Annotated in this window: 19 protein-coding genes and 1 riboswitch; of the genes, 1 reads left to right on the top strand and 18 read right to left on the bottom strand. The window is 45.0% G+C overall.

Going from position 1 to position 19,934, the window contains the following annotated elements; genetic code table 11:
* Positions 1-73 precede the first annotated feature (73 nt).
* From spoVT to pth, 5 genes are all read right to left on the bottom strand, one after another.
* Positions 74-616, bottom strand: a complete 543-nt coding sequence (gene spoVT / locus NST74_RS00270; RefSeq protein ID WP_042123132.1) for a stage V sporulation protein T — start codon at positions 614-616, stop codon at positions 74-76.
* A gap of 255 nt (positions 617-871) precedes the next feature.
* Positions 872-1,900, bottom strand: coding sequence for a peptidylprolyl isomerase (locus tag NST74_RS00265; RefSeq protein ID WP_341109956.1), 1,029 nt, complete (start codon positions 1,898-1,900; stop codon positions 872-874).
* Positions 1,887-5,411 carry a transcription-repair coupling factor gene (gene mfd, locus NST74_RS00260; protein ID WP_339288717.1) on the bottom strand — a complete coding sequence of 1,175 codons (3,525 nt, stop codon included), beginning with the start codon at positions 5,409-5,411 and terminating at the stop codon, positions 1,887-1,889. The genes NST74_RS00265 and mfd overlap by 14 nt, the downstream gene beginning before the upstream one ends.
* 131 nt (positions 5,412-5,542) lie before the next feature.
* On the bottom strand, positions 5,543-5,773 hold the full coding sequence (locus NST74_RS00255; protein ID WP_076121189.1) for an anti-sigma-F factor Fin family protein: 231 nt from the start codon (positions 5,771-5,773) through the stop codon (positions 5,543-5,545).
* A 142-nt stretch (positions 5,774-5,915) separates the two neighbouring features.
* Positions 5,916-6,476 carry an aminoacyl-tRNA hydrolase gene (gene pth / locus NST74_RS00250; RefSeq protein WP_341109955.1) on the bottom strand — a complete coding sequence of 187 codons (561 nt, stop codon included), beginning with the start codon at positions 6,474-6,476 and terminating at the stop codon, positions 5,916-5,918.
* Positions 6,477-6,600: 124 nt separating this feature from the next.
* Between pth and NST74_RS00245 the strand changes: the two genes are divergently transcribed.
* The gene (locus tag NST74_RS00245) at positions 6,601-6,801 is read left to right on the top strand and encodes a hypothetical protein (RefSeq protein WP_341109953.1); all 201 of its coding nucleotides are present in this window, start codon (positions 6,601-6,603) and stop codon (positions 6,799-6,801) included.
* A 90-nt stretch (positions 6,802-6,891) separates the two neighbouring features.
* Here the strand turns inward: NST74_RS00245 and NST74_RS00240 are convergent, their stop codons facing one another.
* The 13 genes from NST74_RS00240 to NST74_RS00180 form a co-directional block, all read right to left on the bottom strand.
* Complete coding sequence (locus NST74_RS00240) at positions 6,892-7,845, bottom strand: ribose-phosphate diphosphokinase (RefSeq protein ID WP_036678796.1); 954 nt, start codon at positions 7,843-7,845, stop codon at positions 6,892-6,894.
* An 87-nt stretch (positions 7,846-7,932) separates the two neighbouring features.
* The gene (gene glmU, locus NST74_RS00235; protein WP_445668164.1) at positions 7,933-9,324 is read right to left on the bottom strand and encodes a bifunctional UDP-N-acetylglucosamine diphosphorylase/glucosamine-1-phosphate N-acetyltransferase GlmU; all 1,392 of its coding nucleotides are present in this window, start codon (positions 9,322-9,324) and stop codon (positions 7,933-7,935) included.
* Positions 9,325-9,605: 281 nt separating this feature from the next.
* Positions 9,606-9,893 carry a septation regulator SpoVG gene (gene spoVG, locus NST74_RS00230; protein WP_020425826.1) on the bottom strand — a complete coding sequence of 96 codons (288 nt, stop codon included), beginning with the start codon at positions 9,891-9,893 and terminating at the stop codon, positions 9,606-9,608.
* Between the two features lie 210 nt (positions 9,894-10,103).
* Positions 10,104-10,931, bottom strand: coding sequence for a pur operon repressor (gene purR / locus NST74_RS00225; RefSeq protein WP_042123117.1), 828 nt, complete (start codon positions 10,929-10,931; stop codon positions 10,104-10,106).
* 76 nt (positions 10,932-11,007) lie between these two features.
* Positions 11,008-11,862, bottom strand: coding sequence for a 4-(cytidine 5'-diphospho)-2-C-methyl-D-erythritol kinase (ispE, locus tag NST74_RS00220; RefSeq protein WP_341109950.1), 855 nt, complete (start codon positions 11,860-11,862; stop codon positions 11,008-11,010).
* A gap of 140 nt (positions 11,863-12,002) precedes the next feature.
* Positions 12,003-12,179 carry a small, acid-soluble spore protein, alpha/beta type gene (locus tag NST74_RS00215; protein WP_042123112.1) on the bottom strand — a complete coding sequence of 59 codons (177 nt, stop codon included), beginning with the start codon at positions 12,177-12,179 and terminating at the stop codon, positions 12,003-12,005.
* Between the two features lie 182 nt (positions 12,180-12,361).
* Positions 12,362-12,637 (bottom strand): biofilm formation stimulator Veg, encoded by a 276-nt coding sequence (gene veg, locus NST74_RS00210; RefSeq protein ID WP_019914493.1) that lies wholly within the window; start codon positions 12,635-12,637, stop codon positions 12,362-12,364.
* Positions 12,638-13,030: 393 nt separating this feature from the next.
* Positions 13,031-13,933, bottom strand: a complete 903-nt coding sequence (yabG, locus tag NST74_RS00205; protein WP_076121194.1) for a sporulation peptidase YabG — start codon at positions 13,931-13,933, stop codon at positions 13,031-13,033.
* A gap of 71 nt (positions 13,934-14,004) precedes the next feature.
* The gene (gene rsmA / locus NST74_RS00200) at positions 14,005-14,889 is read right to left on the bottom strand and encodes a 16S rRNA (adenine(1518)-N(6)/adenine(1519)-N(6))-dimethyltransferase RsmA (protein ID WP_042123104.1); all 885 of its coding nucleotides are present in this window, start codon (positions 14,887-14,889) and stop codon (positions 14,005-14,007) included.
* Positions 14,886-15,437 (bottom strand): ribonuclease M5, encoded by a 552-nt coding sequence (gene rnmV, locus NST74_RS00195; protein WP_042123102.1) that lies wholly within the window; start codon positions 15,435-15,437, stop codon positions 14,886-14,888. Before rnmV ends, rsmA begins: the two co-directional genes overlap by 4 nt.
* 276 nt (positions 15,438-15,713) lie before the next feature.
* Positions 15,714-16,877, bottom strand: a complete 1,164-nt coding sequence (locus tag NST74_RS00190; protein ID WP_042123100.1) for a 3D domain-containing protein — start codon at positions 16,875-16,877, stop codon at positions 15,714-15,716.
* A 281-nt stretch (positions 16,878-17,158) separates the two neighbouring features.
* A riboswitch (cyclic di-AMP (ydaO/yuaA leader) is annotated at positions 17,159-17,388 on the bottom strand.
* Between the two features lie 197 nt (positions 17,389-17,585).
* Positions 17,586-18,356 (bottom strand): TatD family hydrolase, encoded by a 771-nt coding sequence (locus NST74_RS00185; RefSeq protein WP_042123099.1) that lies wholly within the window; start codon positions 18,354-18,356, stop codon positions 17,586-17,588.
* Positions 18,357-18,505: 149 nt separating this feature from the next.
* Complete coding sequence (locus tag NST74_RS00180) at positions 18,506-19,789, bottom strand: HD domain-containing protein (protein ID WP_042123097.1); 1,284 nt, start codon at positions 19,787-19,789, stop codon at positions 18,506-18,508.
* Between the last annotated feature and the right edge of the window lie 145 nt (positions 19,790-19,934).

The following is a 19,934-nucleotide window of genomic DNA, read 5'->3' as shown; positions in this document are numbered from 1 at the left end:
TTTTGTATGAACGACAAAACCCCGTTTACCCTTTGTATATCTTACCAAAAGGAAAGCGGGGTCTATATTACGATTACTGCTCCATTTGTTTGCCGAGGAATGCAGCGGCGGTTTCGGCCATTTTCACTTCCATTGACGACATTTTTGCCGAATCATCCTTGCTTACCATCACTACACAACCAATAGGATCTCCACCGGAAATGATCGGTGAGGCTACATATGAGGACACCAAATCCGGATGATCTTTAGCGATTTCATAACTGCCTTCGTTGGTTTCCAGCACCGTCTTACGACTATCCATGACCTTCTCCAAGAGGATTCCTACTTGTTTCTCCAAATAGTCTTTCTTGGAGCCTCCAGCTAGTGCAATAAAGGTATCACGATCAGCAATCATCGTAATATGACCAGTACCTTCGAATAACGACTCCGCGTACTCTTTTGCAAAGTCACCCAACTCACCAATCGGGGAATATTTCTTGAGTATGACTTCACCGTCCCGATCGACGAAAATTTCCAATGGGTCGCCTTCTCTAATCCGTAGAGTACGTCTAATTTCTTTGGGAATAACCACTCGTCCGAGATCATCAATACGCCGAACAATTCCAGTAGCTTTCATTTCACATGTGCCCCGCTTTCTTAAGAAGTATGGTCTTACTACTGTCCATTATGGGAAAGGATAATCCCAGTGATTTATCGTAATATCTGACCATAGTATTCATCTCTTCCCAGATCCTTATACATAAGCTGACATGTATTAATATCTGTATCAAGATAAAGCCGTTCTACAGATGTTTCTTCGAAATAAAAAGCCATCTTCACATTAAGTGAGGATGGCTTTTTCTAAGGTAAGCTTGTCCATTTTTACCGATGTTTATTCAGCAGCTTTTGTAGCGCTTGGGGATGCGCTTGGTGCTGTAGTGGCTTCTGTTCCGGATTCATCTGCGGCAGCAGAGCTCTTCGGCAGATTGATGCTCTCAATAATGCCTTCCAAATCTTTCTCCATGAACGCTTCTAGGTTCTTGGACACAATGGAGCTCTTAATGCCTTCTTTTTGTTCATCCGTTAACTGGTCAAAGGTTTTGTCTGTGCGGGACTCCACCTTAATAATGTGGTAACCGTAAGAAGTCTCTACAGGATCACTAATGGTATTCAAAGGCAACGTTTGGGCAGCCTTCTTAAATTCATCTACATAGGTGCCTACAGCTTTATCTTTGTATTCTCCGCCCGTTTCCTTAGAGGTTGTATCGTCAGAGTATTCCTTAGCGATTGCTGCAAAATCAGCACCGCCGTCCAGCTTTGCCTTAACTTCCTTCGCGATTTTCAGAGCTTCTTCGCTGGTGCGCTCTTTGTTGTCAGCATCGGTCAGACCGATCAGCACATGACGCAAAGTCGCTACCGTAAAGTCACCTTTTGTAGCTTCAAATTCTTTAACAACCTGATCGTCGGTCACTTTAAGCAGCATATCCTGATAAACTGTCAGCACACGCTCCATATAACTATGGATGTCGCCCTCAGTAACGTCTGCGTCTTTTAGCGTTTTCTTATAATTGTCGCCCAGAGCTTTCTTCAAATCTGCGATTTGGCTATCTGCCTCTTTCTTCGCCTGCTTCTTCGCTTCATCCGTTGCTTGGGAAGCCAAGTATTCGAAGCCCACTTCCTGTTTCAAAATAGACTCCTTAAAAGCATCAATCTCTAAATATTGCGCTTGCTGTGGGGAGAGGAATTTCATGATTTTTTGATCCATCGCAAATTCCTTCTCTGTAATCGTTCCACCTTTATAAGTCGCTACTGCCTTGCTATCATCAGCACTACTACCGCATGCTGCGAGCATAGAAAAGGAAACCGCTGCTACCAATGAAACGAGCAGCACTTTCCATGATTTTTTTTTATTTAACGACATTGTGTAGTTCTCCCTTCGATTTAAAAGACTGTTTAGCTTCCTTAAGAAACTGTTCAAGCAAGTCAAGCAGCTGCTTATCACTTAAATCTTTCGATTTAACTCGGATACTGGCTTTAGCATCTCTATCGAATTGTACACGTCTTTCGAAGCTATTTCCAACTTTAGCGAGTTTTGCTGTATCCAGAGCGCCAAGACTCCCCTCGTAGAAATTCAGGGTAACATCATCACCACGTCTGATCATGGAATCAATGCCATACATTTTTCCATACACTTTCAGACGAGCCACAGTTAGTAGATTAACAACTGCTTCAGGCAGTTCTCCGAACCGATCCAAGAGCTCATCCTCAAGCTCAGAAGCATCATCGAAGGATGTCACTGCCGCAACTTTTTTGTAGATTTCAATTTTCTGGATACTGTCGTAAATATACTCGGATGGCAGATACGCGTCAATCGACAAATCAATGACAGTATTGCCTTCTTTAAGGGACGTATCCTCCTCACCAAGTACAGTAACCTTACGCTTGCGAATTTCCTCCGCCAGCATTTGTGAGTATAGATCAAATCCTACGGACGCAATAAAACCATGCTGTTCTGCGCCAAGTAAGTTGCCGGCACCGCGAATAGATAAATCTCGCATCGCTATTTTGAAACCAGAACCGAGTTCCGTAAATTCCTTAATAGACTGCAGCCGCTTCTCTGCCACTTCCGTCAGAACCTTGTCCCGTTGATACGTGAAATAGGCGTACGCAATCCGGTTGGACCGGCCTACACGTCCACGCAACTGATACAGCTGAGACAAGCCCATCTTATCCGCATCATGCACAATAAGTGTATTTACGTTAGGAATATCTACACCCGTCTCAATAATACTTGTACTGACCAGCACATCGTATTCTCCATCAAGAAAATCAAGGATCGTCTTCTCAAGCTCAGCTTCCGACATTTGACCATGTCCGATGCCTACCCTAGCCTCAGGAACTAGCATGGAAATTTGAGCGGCCATTTCTTGAATGCCCTGCACACGATTATAGAGATAGTAGACTTGACCGCCGCGAGCTAATTCGCGCTCTACTGCTTCCCGCGTAAGTGTCTGACTATGCTCAACCACATAAGTCTGCACGGGGAAACGGTTCTCTGGTGGTGTCTCAATGACAGACAAATCACGCACTCCCAGCATCGACATATGCAGTGTACGAGGAATTGGAGTTGCTGTTAGGGTAAGAACATCTACATTCGTTTTTAACTTTTTCAGCTTCTCTTTATGTGTCACACCAAACCGCTGTTCTTCATCCACAATCAATAAGCCGAGGTCCTTGAATACAAGATCCTGAGACAATAAACGGTGGGTACCAATAACCACATCAACTGTTCCCGCCCGAACGCCTTTAATCGTCTCATTCTGCTCCTTGCGGCTGCGGAAACGACTTAGAACTTGAATATTCAACGGATAATTAGCGAAGCGTTCCCGGAAGGTCTCATAATGCTGCTGAGCCAAAATCGTTGTCGGTACCAGAACAGCTACCTGTTTACCTTCAATCGCTGATTTAAAAGCTGCTCGGATAGCTACCTCCGTCTTCCCATAACCAACGTCTCCACAAAGGAGCCGGTCCATCGGACGATTCTGCTCCATATCCTTCTTAATCTCTTCAATCGCTCTAAGCTGATCCCGAGTCTCCTCATAGGGGAACATCTCTTCAAATTCACGCTGCTCCTGCGTATCCTTCTCAAAACCATATCCTGCAGCACTTTGGCGTTCAGCATACAATTTTATTAGATCATCAGCAATATCCTGAACGGAAGAGCGGACCTTATTAGTCACCCGTGTCCATTCATTACCGCCTAGTTTATATACTTTCGGCTCTTTATCTTCTGAACCGACATATTTCTGAATCAGGTCAATTTGCTCAATCGGCACGGAGAGCTTATCGCCGCCCGCATATAAAATATGCATGTAGTCGCGATGAATCCCGCTGACCTCCAGCGTACCGATCCCCATATACTTACCGATACCATGGTTCTGATGAACGACATAATCGCCGATTTTCAGCTCAGTATAACTCTTAATCCGTTCAGCATTATCTATTCCCTTGGAGATCTTACGTGCCTTCCGCTGCTTCTGAGAGAACAGCTCTCCTTCCGTGATAACGGCTAAATGAATAGAAGGCAGTTCAAAGCCAGAACCCAGATTTCCTTGTACGATCGTTGGCTCATCAATGCCGTAGTCATAGAGGACTCTGCGCACACGTTCAATCCGTTCTTCACTGCTCGCAAGCATCATTACCTTTACACCGGACTTCTGCCAACGCTCCATTTCTGATTTAAGCACGTTCATCTGACCATGGAAATCCTGCATCCCACGGCTAATAAACCCAAGAATGTTCTGTGGTTGAATATGCGGGACCTGACGCAAAAAGATCGACATAAACAGGCTTTGAAACGGACGTTTGTACATCACAACATCTGTTTCGACAGAGAGATCCAGATCCGGCAATGTTTTGCCATTTTGCATCAAATGCAGGTTCCATTCCGACTCATCTCGTTCGAGTTGTTTCGCTGTTTCAAGCAGTCTTGTCGGCTCATCGAGAATAAGGATCGTATCCTCCACCATGTAATCAAATAAATGAGAGCGTTCAGGATATAAAAGACTGATATATTTATAGATTTCAGGGAAATAGGTCCCTTCACGCAACATCTCCAGCTCACGGCCTATTTCTTCCTTAAGCCGCAGCTTAGCCTGCCGATCCGCCATCTTCTCGAGCTGTCGCTCCAGCCTAACTGATGCTTCAGCGGAAGCAGCTTCTTGGCGAAACCTACTCGCTATAATCTCCTTAGCCGGTGTAATCTTCACACTACGTACCTTATCAATAGAACGCTGGTCCACTGGATCAAAAGTTCTTATGGAATCAACCTCATCATCAAATAACTCAACCCGATAAGCCAAGGGAGAAGTCATTGGATAAAAGTCAATAATTCCTCCACGTACGCTTAGCTCACCACGGTTCTCAACCCGCTCTACTCTTTCATAACCCATCTCGATCATGGACATCAAGAATTCATCCAGAGCGAGCGTTCCATCCTGGGAAACCGTAACCTGCGCTTCTGCCATAACCTCAGGAGCAGGAAGCAGTCTGCGCACTCCTGAGTAAGGAACTACAACAATACCACGGAAGCCCTGAGCACATTTGGTCAGCACATCAATACGCTGAGCCAGAGTCTCAGGGCTTGATACAGCTGCTTCCGCAGCCACAAGTTCATTAGCTGGATAGAGCAGAACTCGTTCCGGCGAAAGCGCTTCCTGTAAATCATCGGCCATTTTCTGAGCCGAAAACATATTATGAGTCACCACAAGCAAAGGACGAGCCGTCTCTTCATGCAGTGCTGCAAGCATAATCTGTCTAGCAGAACCTGTAAGCCCCGATATGAGCTGCTCTTTCATACCTGCAGCGACACCTTGGGTGATAGACTGGAAATCGGGATCCTTGGAAAAAGCTTCTATAATACCTTGTAACAACAGGCGCACCTCTCTTACTAAACAGGCTAACGGAGGCCAAAGCCGCCGTCACCTGTTATGATTGGAATCGAAAAGAAGCCTCAGCTGTAACGCCAAGGCTTGCGGATGACGATAGAGACAGGCGCTTCCACCTACTGAAGCGGACTTGTCAGCAGGCTAAGCTCCGGATTGTGCTCTAAAGCCTCCTTGCAATAGTCGCAAGTCACCTTTACCGTGATCTCACCTTCTGAATTATACGCTATTATATCTCTGCGCTCCGCAGGGGTCAAGGAATGAAGGCCCAACTGCACTTCTGTAACATCACTTCTATTAATGCTGCCTAGAGATGTCTTGCAGTGCCTACAAACATAGTTTATTGCCATCTATATGCCTCCTGAAGGTACTATATACCTTCAGTATGTCCGGCGAACATCATCTTTAGCCTTAAAATAACCCCACAAAGTGGGGACTTTGCTTCGATGCTGATTCAGGTACTTTGCGGGGAGCCCCGAAAACTTATACAGATCAGCCATTGAATTTAGCCATCGTCTGTTCGAATGAATTATGCAAGCTGAACTCCAATGCATCACAAGTATTAAGGATCATTTGCTTCAGTGGATCCCCTTCTTTTTTAGGAAAAGGCGAGAGAACATAATCCACTATCGCAAAACCCGGTTCAGGACGGGAAATACCCATTCGTACCCGATTAAAGCTTTGTGTACCTACATGCTGAATGATCGATTTAATTCCGTTATGTCCACCAGCACTTCCTTGATAGCGCAATCGGATTTTTCCAATTTCGGTATCCAGATCATCGTAAACAACGATCATATCTTCAAGTTTGACTTTGTAATAATCCATATAAGCACGAACGGCCTCACCGGATAAATTCATAAAGGTCATCGGTTTAATCAATACCGTTTTGACTCCACCAATCACGCCTTCACCGATTACGGATTTACATTTGCTTTGGTTGAAAGAAATTCCGTTCTGGGCCGCAAGCTCATCTAGTGCCATAAAGCCAACATTATGCCTTGTTTTCGCATATTGTGTTCCCGGATTTCCCAATCCGACAATCCATTTCATTATCGAACCTTTCCTTTCCATTCGGGCTCCCAGCAAGAGAAGTCCGTTTTTGGTACAATAGATCTTATCTACATATCTCTGTGCAACCAGAGCGAAATTATACTCCGAAGACAGGTGATAACCAATGTTACATCCAGGTGGAATCTTAACACATCAACGTGATTTCCAGTACCATATCCAATATGCTGTGCCTGTGGAAATATACAGAGGCGACGTGCACATTGACATCGGTGTATTGACAGCAGTGGACGAAGGATTTGTGGAGCTGCAAGGGACTCTCTATAACCGCAGCATATTCACCTTTGTTTCCCGCGCCGGATATTGAAACCAGCGCTTCCACCTGCATCACGCCGATAAGGGTTACATCTCCGACTACGGAGGTGTAACCCTTTTGTACTATATCATTGATTTATATTTATTCAATCTCAAACAATTTACTAATCGACAACTCTTCATGGACGCGGATAATTGCCTCACCCATAAGTGGAGCCACGGACAACACTTTGAGCTTAGAGGTTGGGTTCGCGCTGCGAATTGGAATGGTATCCGTCACGATAATCTCTTTAATTGGAGAATTCTCCAGACGTTCATGAGCAGGACCAGACAATACTGGGTGTGTACAGCAAGCGTATACTTCCTTCACGCCGCCTTCCATCAAAGCATTAGCACCAAGTACGATGGTTCCGGCAGTATCGATAATATCATCAATCAAAATGGCTGTTTTGCCTTCAATATTACCGATAATGTTCATGACTTCGCTGACATTCGGCTCTGGACGACGCTTGTCTATAATTGCAAGCGGAGCGTTCAGGAAATCAGCAAGCTTTCTTGCACGTACTACACCGCCGTGATCTGGCGATACGACAACTGGGTTCTCAATTTGTTTGGAACGGAAATATTGAGCCAGAATTGGTACTCCCAGCAAGTGATCCACTGGAATATCAAAGAATCCCTGAATCTGCATAGCATGGAGGTCCATCGTAATTACACGGTGAGCGCCGGCTTTTTCAATCAAATTTGCTACCAGCTTGGCCGTAATAGGGTCACGGGAACGAGCTTTACGGTCTTGGCGAGCGTAACCATAGTAAGGGATAACCACATTGATGCTTTTTGCGGAGGCGCGTTTGAGTGCATCTACCATAACTAAAAGCTCCATTAGGTTGTCATTAACTGGGCCGCAGGTGGATTGAACAATATACACATGACAACCCCGAACGCTTTCTGACAGCTTGACCTGAATTTCCCCATCGCTAAAACTTGTAGTATGCGATTCACCCATCGGAATTCCGATGTAATCAGCAATTTGACTAGCTAGCTTAGGATTGGAGTTACAAGTGAAAATCTTTAATTTGGAATCACAATAAGTCATAAAATTTAAACCCTCCGTGACGGAATTTAGCTTTCCAAAGGCGCCGGCGCGGAAATAAAAGTCCGTCCGGCGCTTCTTAGCAACGCTTTACGATGGACTCGAGTGGTCTTTCTTCGCTTTTGCACGGGAACGTATCTTCTCAGCATATCCCGGTTTGTTCTCTTGTCTTACTCTAGCAACAGCAAGATCGTTCTCTGAAACGGAACGCGTAATTGTCGAACCAGCTACAACAAAAGCCCCTTTGCCCACAGAAACTGGTGCAATAAGGTTAACGTTACTGCCGATAAAGGCATCGTCTTCAATTGTTGTCGTAGATTTATTATACCCGTCATAGTTAACAGTAATCGCACCGCAACCGACGTTTACATTCTTACCCACAGATGCATCGCCAATATAGCTAAGATGTGACACCTTAGAGCCGTCACCAATCGTAGCATTTTTGATCTCGACGAAATCTCCAACCTTCACTTCTTCTCCAAGTATAGAACCTGGACGCAAATAGGCAAAAGGCCCAACGGTAGTCCGTGCGCCGACTTGTGCTTGATTCAATACAGACTGCTTAATCGTTGCGTCGTCCATGATCTGACAATCCTCGATTTCGCTTGCCGGTCCGATCACACAGTTCTCACCGATTACAGTTTTCCCCTTCAAGATGGTTCCTGGATAGATCGTTGTATCTGAACCAATGACCACATCTGCTCCGATATAAGTGGAGGCAGGATCGATTATGGTTACGCCACCCAGCATATGTTTGCGGTTGATACGTTGACGCATAATTGCTTCCGCATCTGACAAAGCTAGACGGTCATTAACACCAATAGACTCGTTAGCATCCTCAGTCTGAAAAGCTAGAACAAGATCACCTTGCTCACGCAGAATACTGATAACATCTGTTAAATAATATTCTTGTTGATTATTGCTGTTAGTAACCTTCTCTAACGCTGAAAATAATTTAATGTTATCAAAGCAATAAATTCCTGTATTAATTTCATGAATAGCAGCCTGTTCGGCATTACAATCTTTCTGTTCTACAATCTTCAATAAACCGCCATCTTCACTACGAATAATCCGTCCTAACCCGGATGGATCATCCATTACTGCAGTTAATACAGTCGCTGCTGCCTGACGTTCCTCATGCAGAGCCATTAATCCTATCAGCGTCTCCGATGTAATAAGCGGAGTGTCACCATAGGCAACAATCGTTGTTCCCTCTTCACTACCGAGCAAATCCTTAGCCTGTTTGACAGCGTGACCAGTACCGAGCTGAGTTTCCTGCAGCACGTATTCCGCACCTTGCCCTACAAAGGCCTTAACATTCTCTGCGCCATGCCCAACAACAACAACGGTGCGCTGGCATCCGGTAGCTTTTACTGTATCAAGCACGTGCCCTACCATTGGCTTACCGCAAACGGGGTGCAGCACCTTATATAATTTAGATTTCATTCGCTTGCCTTGACCTGCGGCAAGAACTATAGCCATTCTTTTCAAGAATGCCAACCTCCTACTCTTGAACTCACTACTGAATATATCTCATTCCGGGCAAAAAGAAAAGAGAACCATGAAGTCATGGTTCCCTTTTCTATAAACCCCATGTTAGAAAAGCATTTATCGCTGCCTTTCGAAGATGTCGTCAAATCCTTCACTAGCGGTAGCTTTTCTTGCAAGATCAAGCTGCTTAAGTCCTGAAGTGTATTCGGTATGATCTTATCAAAAACGGCGGATCCTACGCCACCCAAAAGGTAGCCGTCTTCCGAGGCAGCCTAAGCTCCCTCTTCAATAACTTCTTCTTCTTCAGTAGCGGCGCGATCGTACTCGGCTAAAACCGCGGATTGAATCTTCTCGCGTGTTCCCGAAGAGATCGGGTGAGCGATATCGCGGAATTCGCCATCCGGTGTACGCTTGCTGGGCATTGCAACAAACATCCCGTTATTACCATCGATGACGCGAATGTCATGAACAACAAACTCGTTATCGATTGTAATGGATGCGATTGCTTTCATTCTCCCCTCAGAGTTAACGCGGCGGAGTCTGACATCCGTAATTTGCATGTGTGTGTTCACCACCTTTTTCCATCAGAGACTTGGTGTATAATTCCACACAGCAAAGCGAATTCCTTCTTTTTGATTCCATAAAATACCTAAAAAAGAAATATATTTTTTAGGATCTGTTGTTTTCGACATGCATCGGGTGATTTTCTTAATATTCCTTACGTTTTCGACAATTTCCACGCTTTTTGAAAACGTAAAAACGTCAAACCATCAAGAGGAAAAATAGTTACCCGGATGCGCTGAAATCCGCCGCTCTTTCGAATCGACCTCGCTCAGCTTTACTAAAGACACATAGTCATGCAACAGGCGTTCTTCCGACTCTACTGCGCCTGACTCAACTAATACACCCACTCCAGCAACCTCGGCATTAAACTCTCCCAGTAAATCGACCATCCCTCGAACGGTTCCGCCTGCCTTCATGAAGTCATCTACGATGAGTACCCGCGATTTCTCCTTGAGTGCACGTCTGGAAAGAGACATGGTGTGTATGCTCTTATGTGATCCAGATACATAGTTAATACTTACTGCCGAGCCTTCTGTAACCTGATGGTCACGTCGTACCAGTACTACTGGCAAGCCGAGCTGTGCTGCCGTTGCATAGGCTAACGGAATCCCCTTAGTTTCTACTGTCATCACCACATCGATTTCCGATCCATAAAAGGCCGTTGCGATGATCTTCCCCGCCTGCTCCATCAAAGATGGCAGTCCAAGCAGATCCGACATATACAAATAACCACCGGGCAGTATCCGATCTGTCTGTTCTAGCTGCACACATAAACGTTTAACAAAAGAGAGCGCCATTTCTTTAGGCATAACAGGAATATAACGTACTCCACCTGCTGCGCCGGCTAAGGTCTGAAGCTCACCGATGCCTTCACCTTCAAATACTTCTTTTATGATTGCCAAATCTTCACTGATGGAGGACTTAGCCGCTCCATACCGATCGGCAAATATAGACAGCGGCAGTAGGTCATGTGGCCGCTCAAGTAAAAACTGAGTCATGTCTACCAAACGTTGGCTTCTTTTTAATTTCTTCACGGAATGCTCCTCGCCAAAACCGAATATTTTATGAAAAATATATCACTTTTGTACGGGTTTACACAAGAGAAGCATACTAATTGAGTGATCTCACTGCGTAGACTTCCTTGCAGAACCCTCGCAGTCCATTATAAATTCTTGCTACTTTAGACTGCTTGGACACTAAACCGAACACTGTAGGACCGCTGCCGGACATTAAGACTCCGTCTGCTCCGAGCTTAACCATCGCCTCTTTGAGCTGCTGTACCTCTGGATGCAGCTTTAAGGTAACATCCTCAAGCACATTGCCCAGATGATTACACACGCCCCCAAAATCTCCAGCTTCGATCGCGTCCTGCATCCTTCTAGCCGAAGGATGAACAGCTATATTATTGCTCCGAACGCGTCCGTATACTTCCGCAGTCGATACATTGATAGGTGGCTTAGCCAATACTACCCAGCATTGCGGAGGGTTCTTAATCGGCGTCAGCTTTTCGCCACGACCTGTTGCCAAGGCAGTACCGCCTGTAACGCAGAACGGCACATCTGAACCAAGCTCAGCACCAAGCTCCTGTAGCTCCTGTGAAGGTATGCCTAGGCGCCACAGCCGATTAAGGCCGCGTAGTGTAGCTGCTGCATCACTGCTTCCGCCAGCCAGGCCAGCAGCGACCGGTATTCTTTTGTCCAGATGGATATGTACACCACTCTTCACGTTATAACGCTCTTTAATAAGCCTAGCCGCCTGAAAGGCCAGGTTCTTCTCATCTAGAGGAATATAACCCGCTTGACTTGATATTATAATAGTATCCCTTGGCAGCTCAGACAGCTCTAATCGGTCTGCTAGATCCACCATGGTCATAATCATTTCCACCTCATGAAAACCGTCAGCACGCTTGTGCAGCACATCCAGCATCAAATTAATTTTCGCTGGTGCCTTCTCATACATTTTCAAGGCGTTCACCCACCTTCAGCTTTTCCCGTAAAAACAACTTAACATATTATATGAAAAACTTCTAATGAAGTCCAATAATAAAAGGGTGTCGCCAGTTGGACGCACCCTTATTCGTTAAATAAATGTTCACACCCTAAAGATTAAGATTTCCGGGCAGCTTGTTCAGCGAGCTGAATTGCTCTTTTTACCATATTGCCGGCATCCTTTGCCCGGATTCCTCCCCAGCCTTCACGTTCTACAGTTTCGTAAAAACCAAGCTCCTTGGCTAACTCCGTCTTTAGTTCTTCCGACATCGTGCCTCGTTTTCTTCGGCTCATTACGGAATTCCTCCCTTATGAAAGTAAATGATAAACCCATTGCTCAATTAGTATGCTTGCTAAGAACAAGGATCATTCACCGGACATGTTAACCGCCAAAAAGAACCGGTCGTCCTTTATCAAGGACAACCGGTTCTCGTAGAAATAAAAAACAGCCTCCAAAGGAAGCTGCCTGTGAGACATTAAGCTTTAATATACATAATCCGCATCTGCCCATCGTCTTCACAAACTGTGATTTCCACAGATTCAGTAAGGATATCGGCATAGCTATAGGAGACTCGCTTGAATGTTTGCTGCTCCTGATCCAGTTTTACAATAAATACAGAAGGGTACGTTTCTTCCAGGACACCGGTGCGTTCAACGGTTTTACGACGACCTCCGTTTGCACGCAACGTGATCTTATGACCGACGTGAGCTTCGAGACTGCGTTTAATTTCCAACAGCGCGTTATTAGCCATTGCCTGACGACCACCTCTTTTCTTGTCCATTATACAACTTTCTCAGGCGTTTGTCAAAGCAAATAAATAATTATAGATGATGAATATTTGGTTGTCAACGGAATTTTTTTGCGGGCAATCAGAGGCGAACTAATATCCTTGTTATCTGTAATGTGATTGCTACTAAGCAAGAAAACATATTCTTTTAGTTCTTTAAAGATAGCGGTTATTTCACGTAATAAATCCCCCAAAGTGGGGGCTTCGATCCGTGCCCAGGTACTTTGCGGGCGCCCCAATATATATGCTCTGAACATAAAAAAAGGGTCAGCATATCGCTCACCCTCTCTTCACATTATTCTATTTGGCCACTCCAATTTACCTATTAGCCTTGGAAAATAGACCTACCCCTGTCAATTAAATCGCAGAAGGTGTCACTTTTAGTGCCGACAGGTTCTGCAGACGTGGCATCCCAATACGGAAGCTGCCACGGGTCTCAATACCGCCGATTCCCTGATTACCACTAATGGTGTTGTTCAAAACATCACTCAGATTCACCGTATCCCTAATGGGCGTGAACGACGATTTTGCAGCTACGTATACTGGGTCTAAGGCATGGATCAATATCCGTCCAGGGGAACTGGCAAAGTTCGCCCCTGCCCCCAGCAGCGCTTCAAAATGTGACTGGCAAGCACCTGCAACAATCGTCAACGCATCAAAATTTCGCTCATAATCCCTAGCTACCCTAATAGCAGCTACGAAGTTTTGCGAATTTTTATAGCTGCTCAGACTGTGAAGATCGTAAGTATGCTGTTGCTTCAGCACCCCGTCATGACCGGTAATCACCACAATATCTGGACGCACGCGGGGCAGCAGCCGGTATAAAGTGTCAGCCATTGCGGACTCATGAACATGATGACCTTCAGCAGGGATCCGCAATTGCTCATATAAGCTCAGACTCTTATTCAAGTACGCCGGATCGCCATCCAGATGTAGTACTTTCCCCGGCACTTCAAAATAAGCAGCTTCCTTGGGCGATGGAGCCCATGCCCCCTCTGATAGAGCGCTCCCGCTCCGCTGACTTTGCTCCTGTCGGTCTTTCCGCAGCTGTGTCAGTGATTCATTCGCTTTAATCTGTGCTTGTTGTCCTCGTTCCGTAATTCGGGTAGGAGGCACTTGAACCAAGTCATTCAGAGGAGAATCCGCCAACAGACGGAAATCTGTGCCTTTAATGACGGCTCTGTCCTGCACAATATGATCTACACGAAAAGTCAAATCACCGCCATACGATTTACGAACGACCAAGTCTCCTAAATTCATTACAACCACCACCTCTACCCCATCGTATGGGCAAAGACCTCAGTTGGTTCATAACTAGCCGTGTTTTTAGCTTATACGATTCCAGCAGCCAACAGAACACCGCTCAATCGGGCGTATTCTTCTAAACTTAACGTTTCTCCGCGGCGGGTTGGTTCAATACCAGCTTCTGCAAGTAAAGCCTCCAGACGTTCACGTCCCTCTTCAGGGAAGTAACGAGCCTTGAGATTGTTAGCAATCGTTTTGCGACGCTGTGTGAAAGAAGCTTGGACGACCTCAAAGAAATGCTTCTCACTCTCAACTTCTACCGGTGGACGCTCTCTTACCTTTAGACGGATTACAGCCGACTCCACATTAGGTTGAGGAATGAATACTGTACGCGGCACAATGCAGACGAGCTCAGGCTCACTGTAATACTGCACGGCAATGCTAAGGCTTCCGTATTCCTTCCCTCCCGGAGAAGCAGCCATACGCTCCGCAACCTCTTTCTGAATCATTACAACGATGTTATCAAGCGGAAGCTTCTCTTCGAGCAGCTTCATCAGGATCGGTGTAGTCACATAATACGGCAAATTGGCAACTACGCTTACCTTGTTCACGGATGAAAAGTCTTCCTTAAACAGCTCCTGCAGGTTTACATTCAGAACATCATCATTACGAACCTTAACATGCGGGTAAGGGGAAAGTACGTCCCTTAAAATAGGGATCAACCTACGGTCGATCTCCACAGCGGTTACCGCACCGGCTGTTAGCGCCAAACGCTCCGTCAGTGCTCCAATCCCAGGACCGATCTCTAGAGCCCCTGAGTCGCTATCTAGCCCAGCAGCGTCTACAATCTTGTCCAATATATTTTGATCAATCAAAAAATTCTGTCCTAAGCTCTTCTTGAACTTAAATCCATAACGTTGAATAATCTCTTTTGTCCGTTTTGGCGTTGAAATTTCCTCTCTACCACTCATGAAGTAATGCCCCCCTGATCAATTTGGGCGAGAGCTCCGGCAAATTCCTCCCGCGTAATTCCAAACATCGCCAGCCGCTTGTACAGCTGCTTGCCATTACAATATCCGATTCCAAGCAAATTACCAAGTGCCATACGTCTTTCAGCTGCCCGAGGGTGTACAAGCATTCCAGCGGCCATTAGATCGTCAATTCCAATGATTGCAGGTGCTCCTTCAAAAGAGGTATGTACGTTTCGTAGCGCATGACGAATCGCCTCTGGAGAGGCGTTCTCCACACCGATATCTCCCTTACGGGTTGCGTCCTTCTCCGGAATGAAAGCATGCTTGCAGCCCGGCACCTTTGCGGACACAATCTTACGAATTCGTTCACCCGCGTGATCCGGATCTGTAAGAATAATCACCCCTCTACGCTCCATAGCAAGCGCGATCTTCGCAATTACGGTCCGGTCTACCGCCGAGCCCCCTGTTTCGATCGTATCTGCTTCTACAGCGCGTTTAACAGCGACGGTATCACTCTTACCTTCAACGACAATTAATTCCTTAATCATATCTCTTGACTCCTTCCCAAGTGTAAACGCCTTCGGCGTCCTTTCAAGGACGGCAAGCGTTTAAACGAGAAATATAAGGCTAAAGTATAACGTGAAACTTATATTTCCTTATATTTAAAAAAAGCAAAAAAGAAGAGGTTTCGCTCCTCTTCTTTTGGTTAAAGAATTTATAAGTGATGAGCGGTTGCTCTGCGATCAACGAAATGATCATCTGGCGTTCCTTAACGGTTATCATCACTATAGCTTATCAAAGAATAATTTGCAAAAGCTTCCGAACTAATTTAACTCCGGCTTCACAGGTCCAATCACATAAACGGTACGTGATTTACGACCGAAATTACGCACATGGCTCAGTGAATCGTAATAGACATCTACTTTATTGCCTTTAATGGCACCGCCAGTATCTTCAGCTCGGCGGAATCCAAGCCCCTCAATATATACCCACCAGCCAATAGGGATTACATTCGGGTCTACTGCAATTGTACGACCTTCCGTTACGCGTGTTCCGGAGGCAGTTTTGGTACCTATACCTGGCTCTTCTGATGAATAAGCTGTCATGGAGACGTTCTTAATCATCTTCTTGTACTCAAAGTCTACGCCAGCCTTGCTTGTGACGTTATTAGTCTTGGCGCTAACCTTAGCCGTTTTGGAAGTAGTGTTTGATTTGGAAGTTGTTGTAGTCTTAGCTACAGCCGGCTTAGGAAGTGGTTTGGTACCAACGGCAATAACTTTATCTTTCGTTACCGTTTGTACTTCCTTACCAATCATGCGCATAGAGGCCAGTTCTCCGTCTTGGTAGATCTTTTCAATATGCTGAATCATGACGCCTGGTTTGCCTGCCTGTGCCACTCTAACTGTTCCCACAGTAAGGGAGGGGTCTGCTGTCTTGATGACTCTGAAGGGTAAGTTAGTTGTCCGCTGTACAGTCTGTTTGTTGATGCGAACAATCTTAATCTCCATATTGGCAGAAATGGCGGTGTCTAACGAAGGGAAAATCTTATCATGACCTTCTAGGGTGATGCCCATTTTGTCAATTGCTTTACCGATTGTATCCTCGGTTGTATATAACGTTTTTGTTGCTCCGTCCGCAATAAGGCTAATTTTCTGCGCACGATTGATAACGACACGGTCACCGTCTTTTATTTCATCACTCAGACCTAAAGATAGTTCATCATGCGGCTGCAGCGAAATTTGCTCTTTCTCCAGCACATCACCAAGAAGCGCTTCTCGCGTTTCAAGCGTCTGTGTCTGCCCGTCTATTACTAAAAATAATTGTTTGTTACTTTGACCGTGTACGTACAGCAGAATAAGTAGCGCGATAGCGACTGAAATCACGCCTGCAAGTAAAAGTACGCGAGTATTTACTTGCTCCCACCGTAGTGCGAAAGACCTGCTGGATGACTGCGAATCATGGGATACTTCTGGTTGGAATACGCCCATTCTCTCCATCCTCCTTACATAGCCCCGTCGTCAATTGTATATCATGAGGACTGAATTCCTTTGACGAAACTATTTGAGATTGTCACAGGACACGCACTTAATAACTTAGCGTCTCCTGCTCATGGATCGCCTGCTCGGCACAGCTACTCCCACCCCTGTTATATAACAGTATGTGGGCAACATTCTATTTATTCAAAAATAAAAAAGCCTAAAAAGAGTTCAATTGAGGACTCTTTCGTGGCTTCTCCAAATTCAGAATAGAGAATGCTTGTGCACGAGGTTGCCTCTCTTACTTGCGCTTACGGGGTTAGCTGTCGGGTTCGGACGAAAGAGAGACGCCCTATTTCAGGTCACCCGCTCATGGCGGTTGCCCTTAAATTCACCCCAAAGACCACGTGAAGAAATCAAATACTGTCCTGTGGCACGTCGAAGCCGTATTCAAAATACAGGCATGCGACAGGTCAATATTGGTTCCCCCGTTCTCCATACGGAGACTCAGCGAGACGATCCATGAATCAGTGGCTGTCACTATAACACAGCTCACATCACTGAAAAGATGATATCCTGTTTTGATGCATGTTGTAAAGGACGATTCAACCACGTTTAAGCAAAAATTTGGTTAAAATATTGTAATATTCAGCCGTTTTTATATTAAAAAAGTTTAATATATCGGCCATTCTCTATTTTTCGCCTGTTTTACTCCCGTTTTCACTCAATCCCAAATCGTTCCAGTGCGTTCGCATACGTAATTTTAGCCAATTCTTCCCATGTTAGCCCTTTAATTTCAGCTGCCGCCTCTGCTACCAACTTCACATGAGCACTCTCATTTCGCTTCCCGCGGAAGGGATGAGGAGTCAAATATGGAGCATCCGTTTCGATCAATAATCGGTCTAACGGGGTCTGCGCAAGCACTTCTTTTGGCACTCGTGCATTTTTGAACGTAATGGGTCCTCCAAACGATAAATGAAAACCAAGATTCAAGCACATTTTTGCCGTTTCCCAGCTTCCTGAGAATGAGTGCATTACACCTCCAACCTCATTTGCCTTTTCTTCCCGCAAAATCCGTACAACATCTTCATGGGCATCACGGTCATGAATACAAATCGGCATCTTTAGTTCACGGGCTAGTCCGATTTGCTTGCGAAAAACCTCATGTTGCACGTCCTTGGGAGAGGTGTCCCAGTAATAATCCAGTCCAATTTCCCCAATAGCCACCACTTTTTTATGACTGCACAGAGAAGCGATCCAATCGAGATCTCCTTCTTTCATATCTATCGCATCCTGCGGATGCCAGCCCACTGCAGCATAAATATAATCATAAGATTCTGCCAGCTTCATCGTAGAGGGAATCGTCTCCCGATTAAATCCGATATTAATCATCTTACTAACGCCAGCCTCTACAGCACGAGCGATAACTTCTTCGCGATCCTCGTCGAATTGAGGTGCATCCAGATGCGTATGTGTGTCAAACAGAAACATTTTTGCCGTCACTCCTTGTTGTTTTTTAACATAAGACAGTGTGAATTTCACGCCATCTATTGTATCGTCTATTTCTACGAGAAGCAGTTATTGATTTCAAAAGACGAAAACATCGTTTCTTCTTGTCAAAAATCCCATATTTTCTTGTATTATTTTGCAAAAATCTCTGCTATTGAAGATGGCAATCGTGTAAGCGCTTGTCTCAACTTATCTTGAGGAAAATACAGATGATACCTGCCACGATGAATGCCGCTAATAGAGCGTACAATATCCGACACCTCTGAAATTTCCCTCAGCTGATCATGTCGATCAAGCAGCAAGATTTGCTTATTGTCAAAGGCTTCTCCCGGACGGAACACATCATAGGGCAAATCTGTCGGAAAATCAATCTCCAAGTCATATTCCGGGTGAAGTCCCGCTGCCGCAAAACTGCTGCGAATTTCAGTAATCATATCTGTATCAAGATTCTCCATCTCAACATATTTATACAGTTTACGATGAATAAAACGGGTACACAAGTCGCTTAATAGCTCATCTTTTTCAAGCGTCCACTGCATAAAAGCCGTCTGTACCAGCGCCTCATCCAACATTAAATATTGCTTCACTGTCACCTCTCCACGGAACAAATCCTCCAGCGGATGAATCATAAAACTAAAATGGTACCCCTCTTGGAAAAGCTCCTTAGCTCTACGGAAAATTTGTCGTAAAATAATCTCAGAGCTGCGTGTCACCGGATGAAAATATACTTGCCAGTACATTTGATAACGCGACATTAAATAATCCTCAATTGCATGCATTCCCGATTCTTTTACCACAACCCGACCATTATAAGGACGCAGCATTCTCAAAATCCGATCAATATCGATCGTTCCATAGTTTACACCTGTATAGTACGCATCACGCAACAAATAATCCATGCGATCAGCATCTAGCGGACTGGAAACCAGATTAACAACGATTTCATGCTCATAAGTTTTGGAGATCACTGAAGCTACTTTACGAGGAAAATCCTCCTCCACATCACGCAAGATCTCAGTTATCTCTGTGTCCTCCAGAATAATACGACAAGTCCAATCCTCATGGTTCATTTCAAAAGCTTCTTCTATAGAATGAGAAAATGGACCATGTCCCAGATCATGAAGCAAAGCCGCACACAAGGTCAGCAGACTTTCTTCAGGAATCCAATCCTTATACCCGCTTCGTTCAAATTGTGAAATGATTCTACGTGTAATTTCGTATACCCCAAGGGAATGAGAAAACCGACTATGCTCTGCACCATGAAAAGTCAGATACGAGGTACCCAGCTGGCGGATTCGGCGTAGACGCTGAAACTCCTTTGTATTTATTAGTCGCCAAATAATAGTATCCTGCACGTGGATATAGTTGTGAACCGGATCTTTGAAAACCTTTTCTTCTGTGAGCGGCTGCTTCATGAGATCAACTCCTTTTTAAATTTAATATGATTTTAACCAATTTAAGTATATAATAAATAATTATGTCGTACTTTGTCGAATTATGACGATTTTAGTCTTGGTAAATCGACAAAGTTTATTTTTACACTTTTTTTAGAATTCGTGA

The sequence above is a fragment of the Paenibacillus sp. FSL F4-0125 genome, assembly GCF_038008565.1.
Classification (GTDB): domain Bacteria; phylum Bacillota; class Bacilli; order Paenibacillales; family Paenibacillaceae; genus Paenibacillus_AQ.
The sequence above is the reverse complement of the archived record's forward strand: the minus strand, read 5'-3'. Positions and strand labels throughout refer to the sequence as shown.

Excerpts from the sequence above, each read along its gene's own strand:
- pth (WP_341109955.1), bottom strand. The coding sequence starts at position 6,476 with ATGAAATGGATTGTCGGATTGGGAAATCCGGGAACACAATATGCGAAA.
- glmU (WP_445668164.1), bottom strand. The coding sequence starts at position 9,324 with ATGGCTATAGTTCTTGCCGCAGGTCAAGGCAAGCGAATGAAATCTAAA.
- NST74_RS00255 (WP_076121189.1), bottom strand. The coding sequence starts at position 5,773 with ATGGCAATAAACTATGTTTGTAGGCACTGCAAGACATCTCTAGGCAGC.
- yabG (WP_076121194.1), bottom strand. The coding sequence starts at position 13,933 with ATGAATTTAGGAGACTTGGTCGTTCGTAAATCGTATGGCGGTGATTTG.
- rsmA (WP_042123104.1), bottom strand. The coding sequence starts at position 14,889 with ATGAGTGGTAGAGAGGAAATTTCAACGCCAAAACGGACAAAAGAGATT.
- NST74_RS00265 (WP_341109956.1), bottom strand. The coding sequence starts at position 1,900 with ATGTCGTTAAATAAAAAAAAATCATGGAAAGTGCTGCTCGTTTCATTG.
- NST74_RS00180 (WP_042123097.1), bottom strand. The coding sequence starts at position 19,789 with ATGAAGCAGCCGCTCACAGAAGAAAAGGTTTTCAAAGATCCGGTTCAC.
- NST74_RS00245 (WP_341109953.1), top strand. The coding sequence starts at position 6,601 with ATGTTACATCCAGGTGGAATCTTAACACATCAACGTGATTTCCAGTAC.
- spoVG (WP_020425826.1), bottom strand. The coding sequence starts at position 9,893 with ATGCAAATTACGGATGTCAGACTCCGCCGCGTTAACTCTGAGGGGAGA.
- NST74_RS00215 (WP_042123112.1), bottom strand. The coding sequence starts at position 12,179 with ATGAGCCGAAGAAAACGAGGCACGATGTCGGAAGAACTAAAGACGGAG.
- rnmV (WP_042123102.1), bottom strand. The coding sequence starts at position 15,437 with ATGATTAAGGAATTAATTGTCGTTGAAGGTAAGAGTGATACCGTCGCT.
- veg (WP_019914493.1), bottom strand. The coding sequence starts at position 12,637 with ATGGCTAATAACGCGCTGTTGGAAATTAAACGCAGTCTCGAAGCTCAC.
- spoVT (WP_042123132.1), bottom strand. The coding sequence starts at position 616 with ATGAAAGCTACTGGAATTGTTCGGCGTATTGATGATCTCGGACGAGTG.
- NST74_RS00190 (WP_042123100.1), bottom strand. The coding sequence starts at position 16,877 with ATGGGCGTATTCCAACCAGAAGTATCCCATGATTCGCAGTCATCCAGC.
- NST74_RS00240 (WP_036678796.1), bottom strand. The coding sequence starts at position 7,845 with ATGACTTATTGTGATTCCAAATTAAAGATTTTCACTTGTAACTCCAAT.
- NST74_RS00185 (WP_042123099.1), bottom strand. The coding sequence starts at position 18,356 with ATGTTTCTGTTTGACACACATACGCATCTGGATGCACCTCAATTCGAC.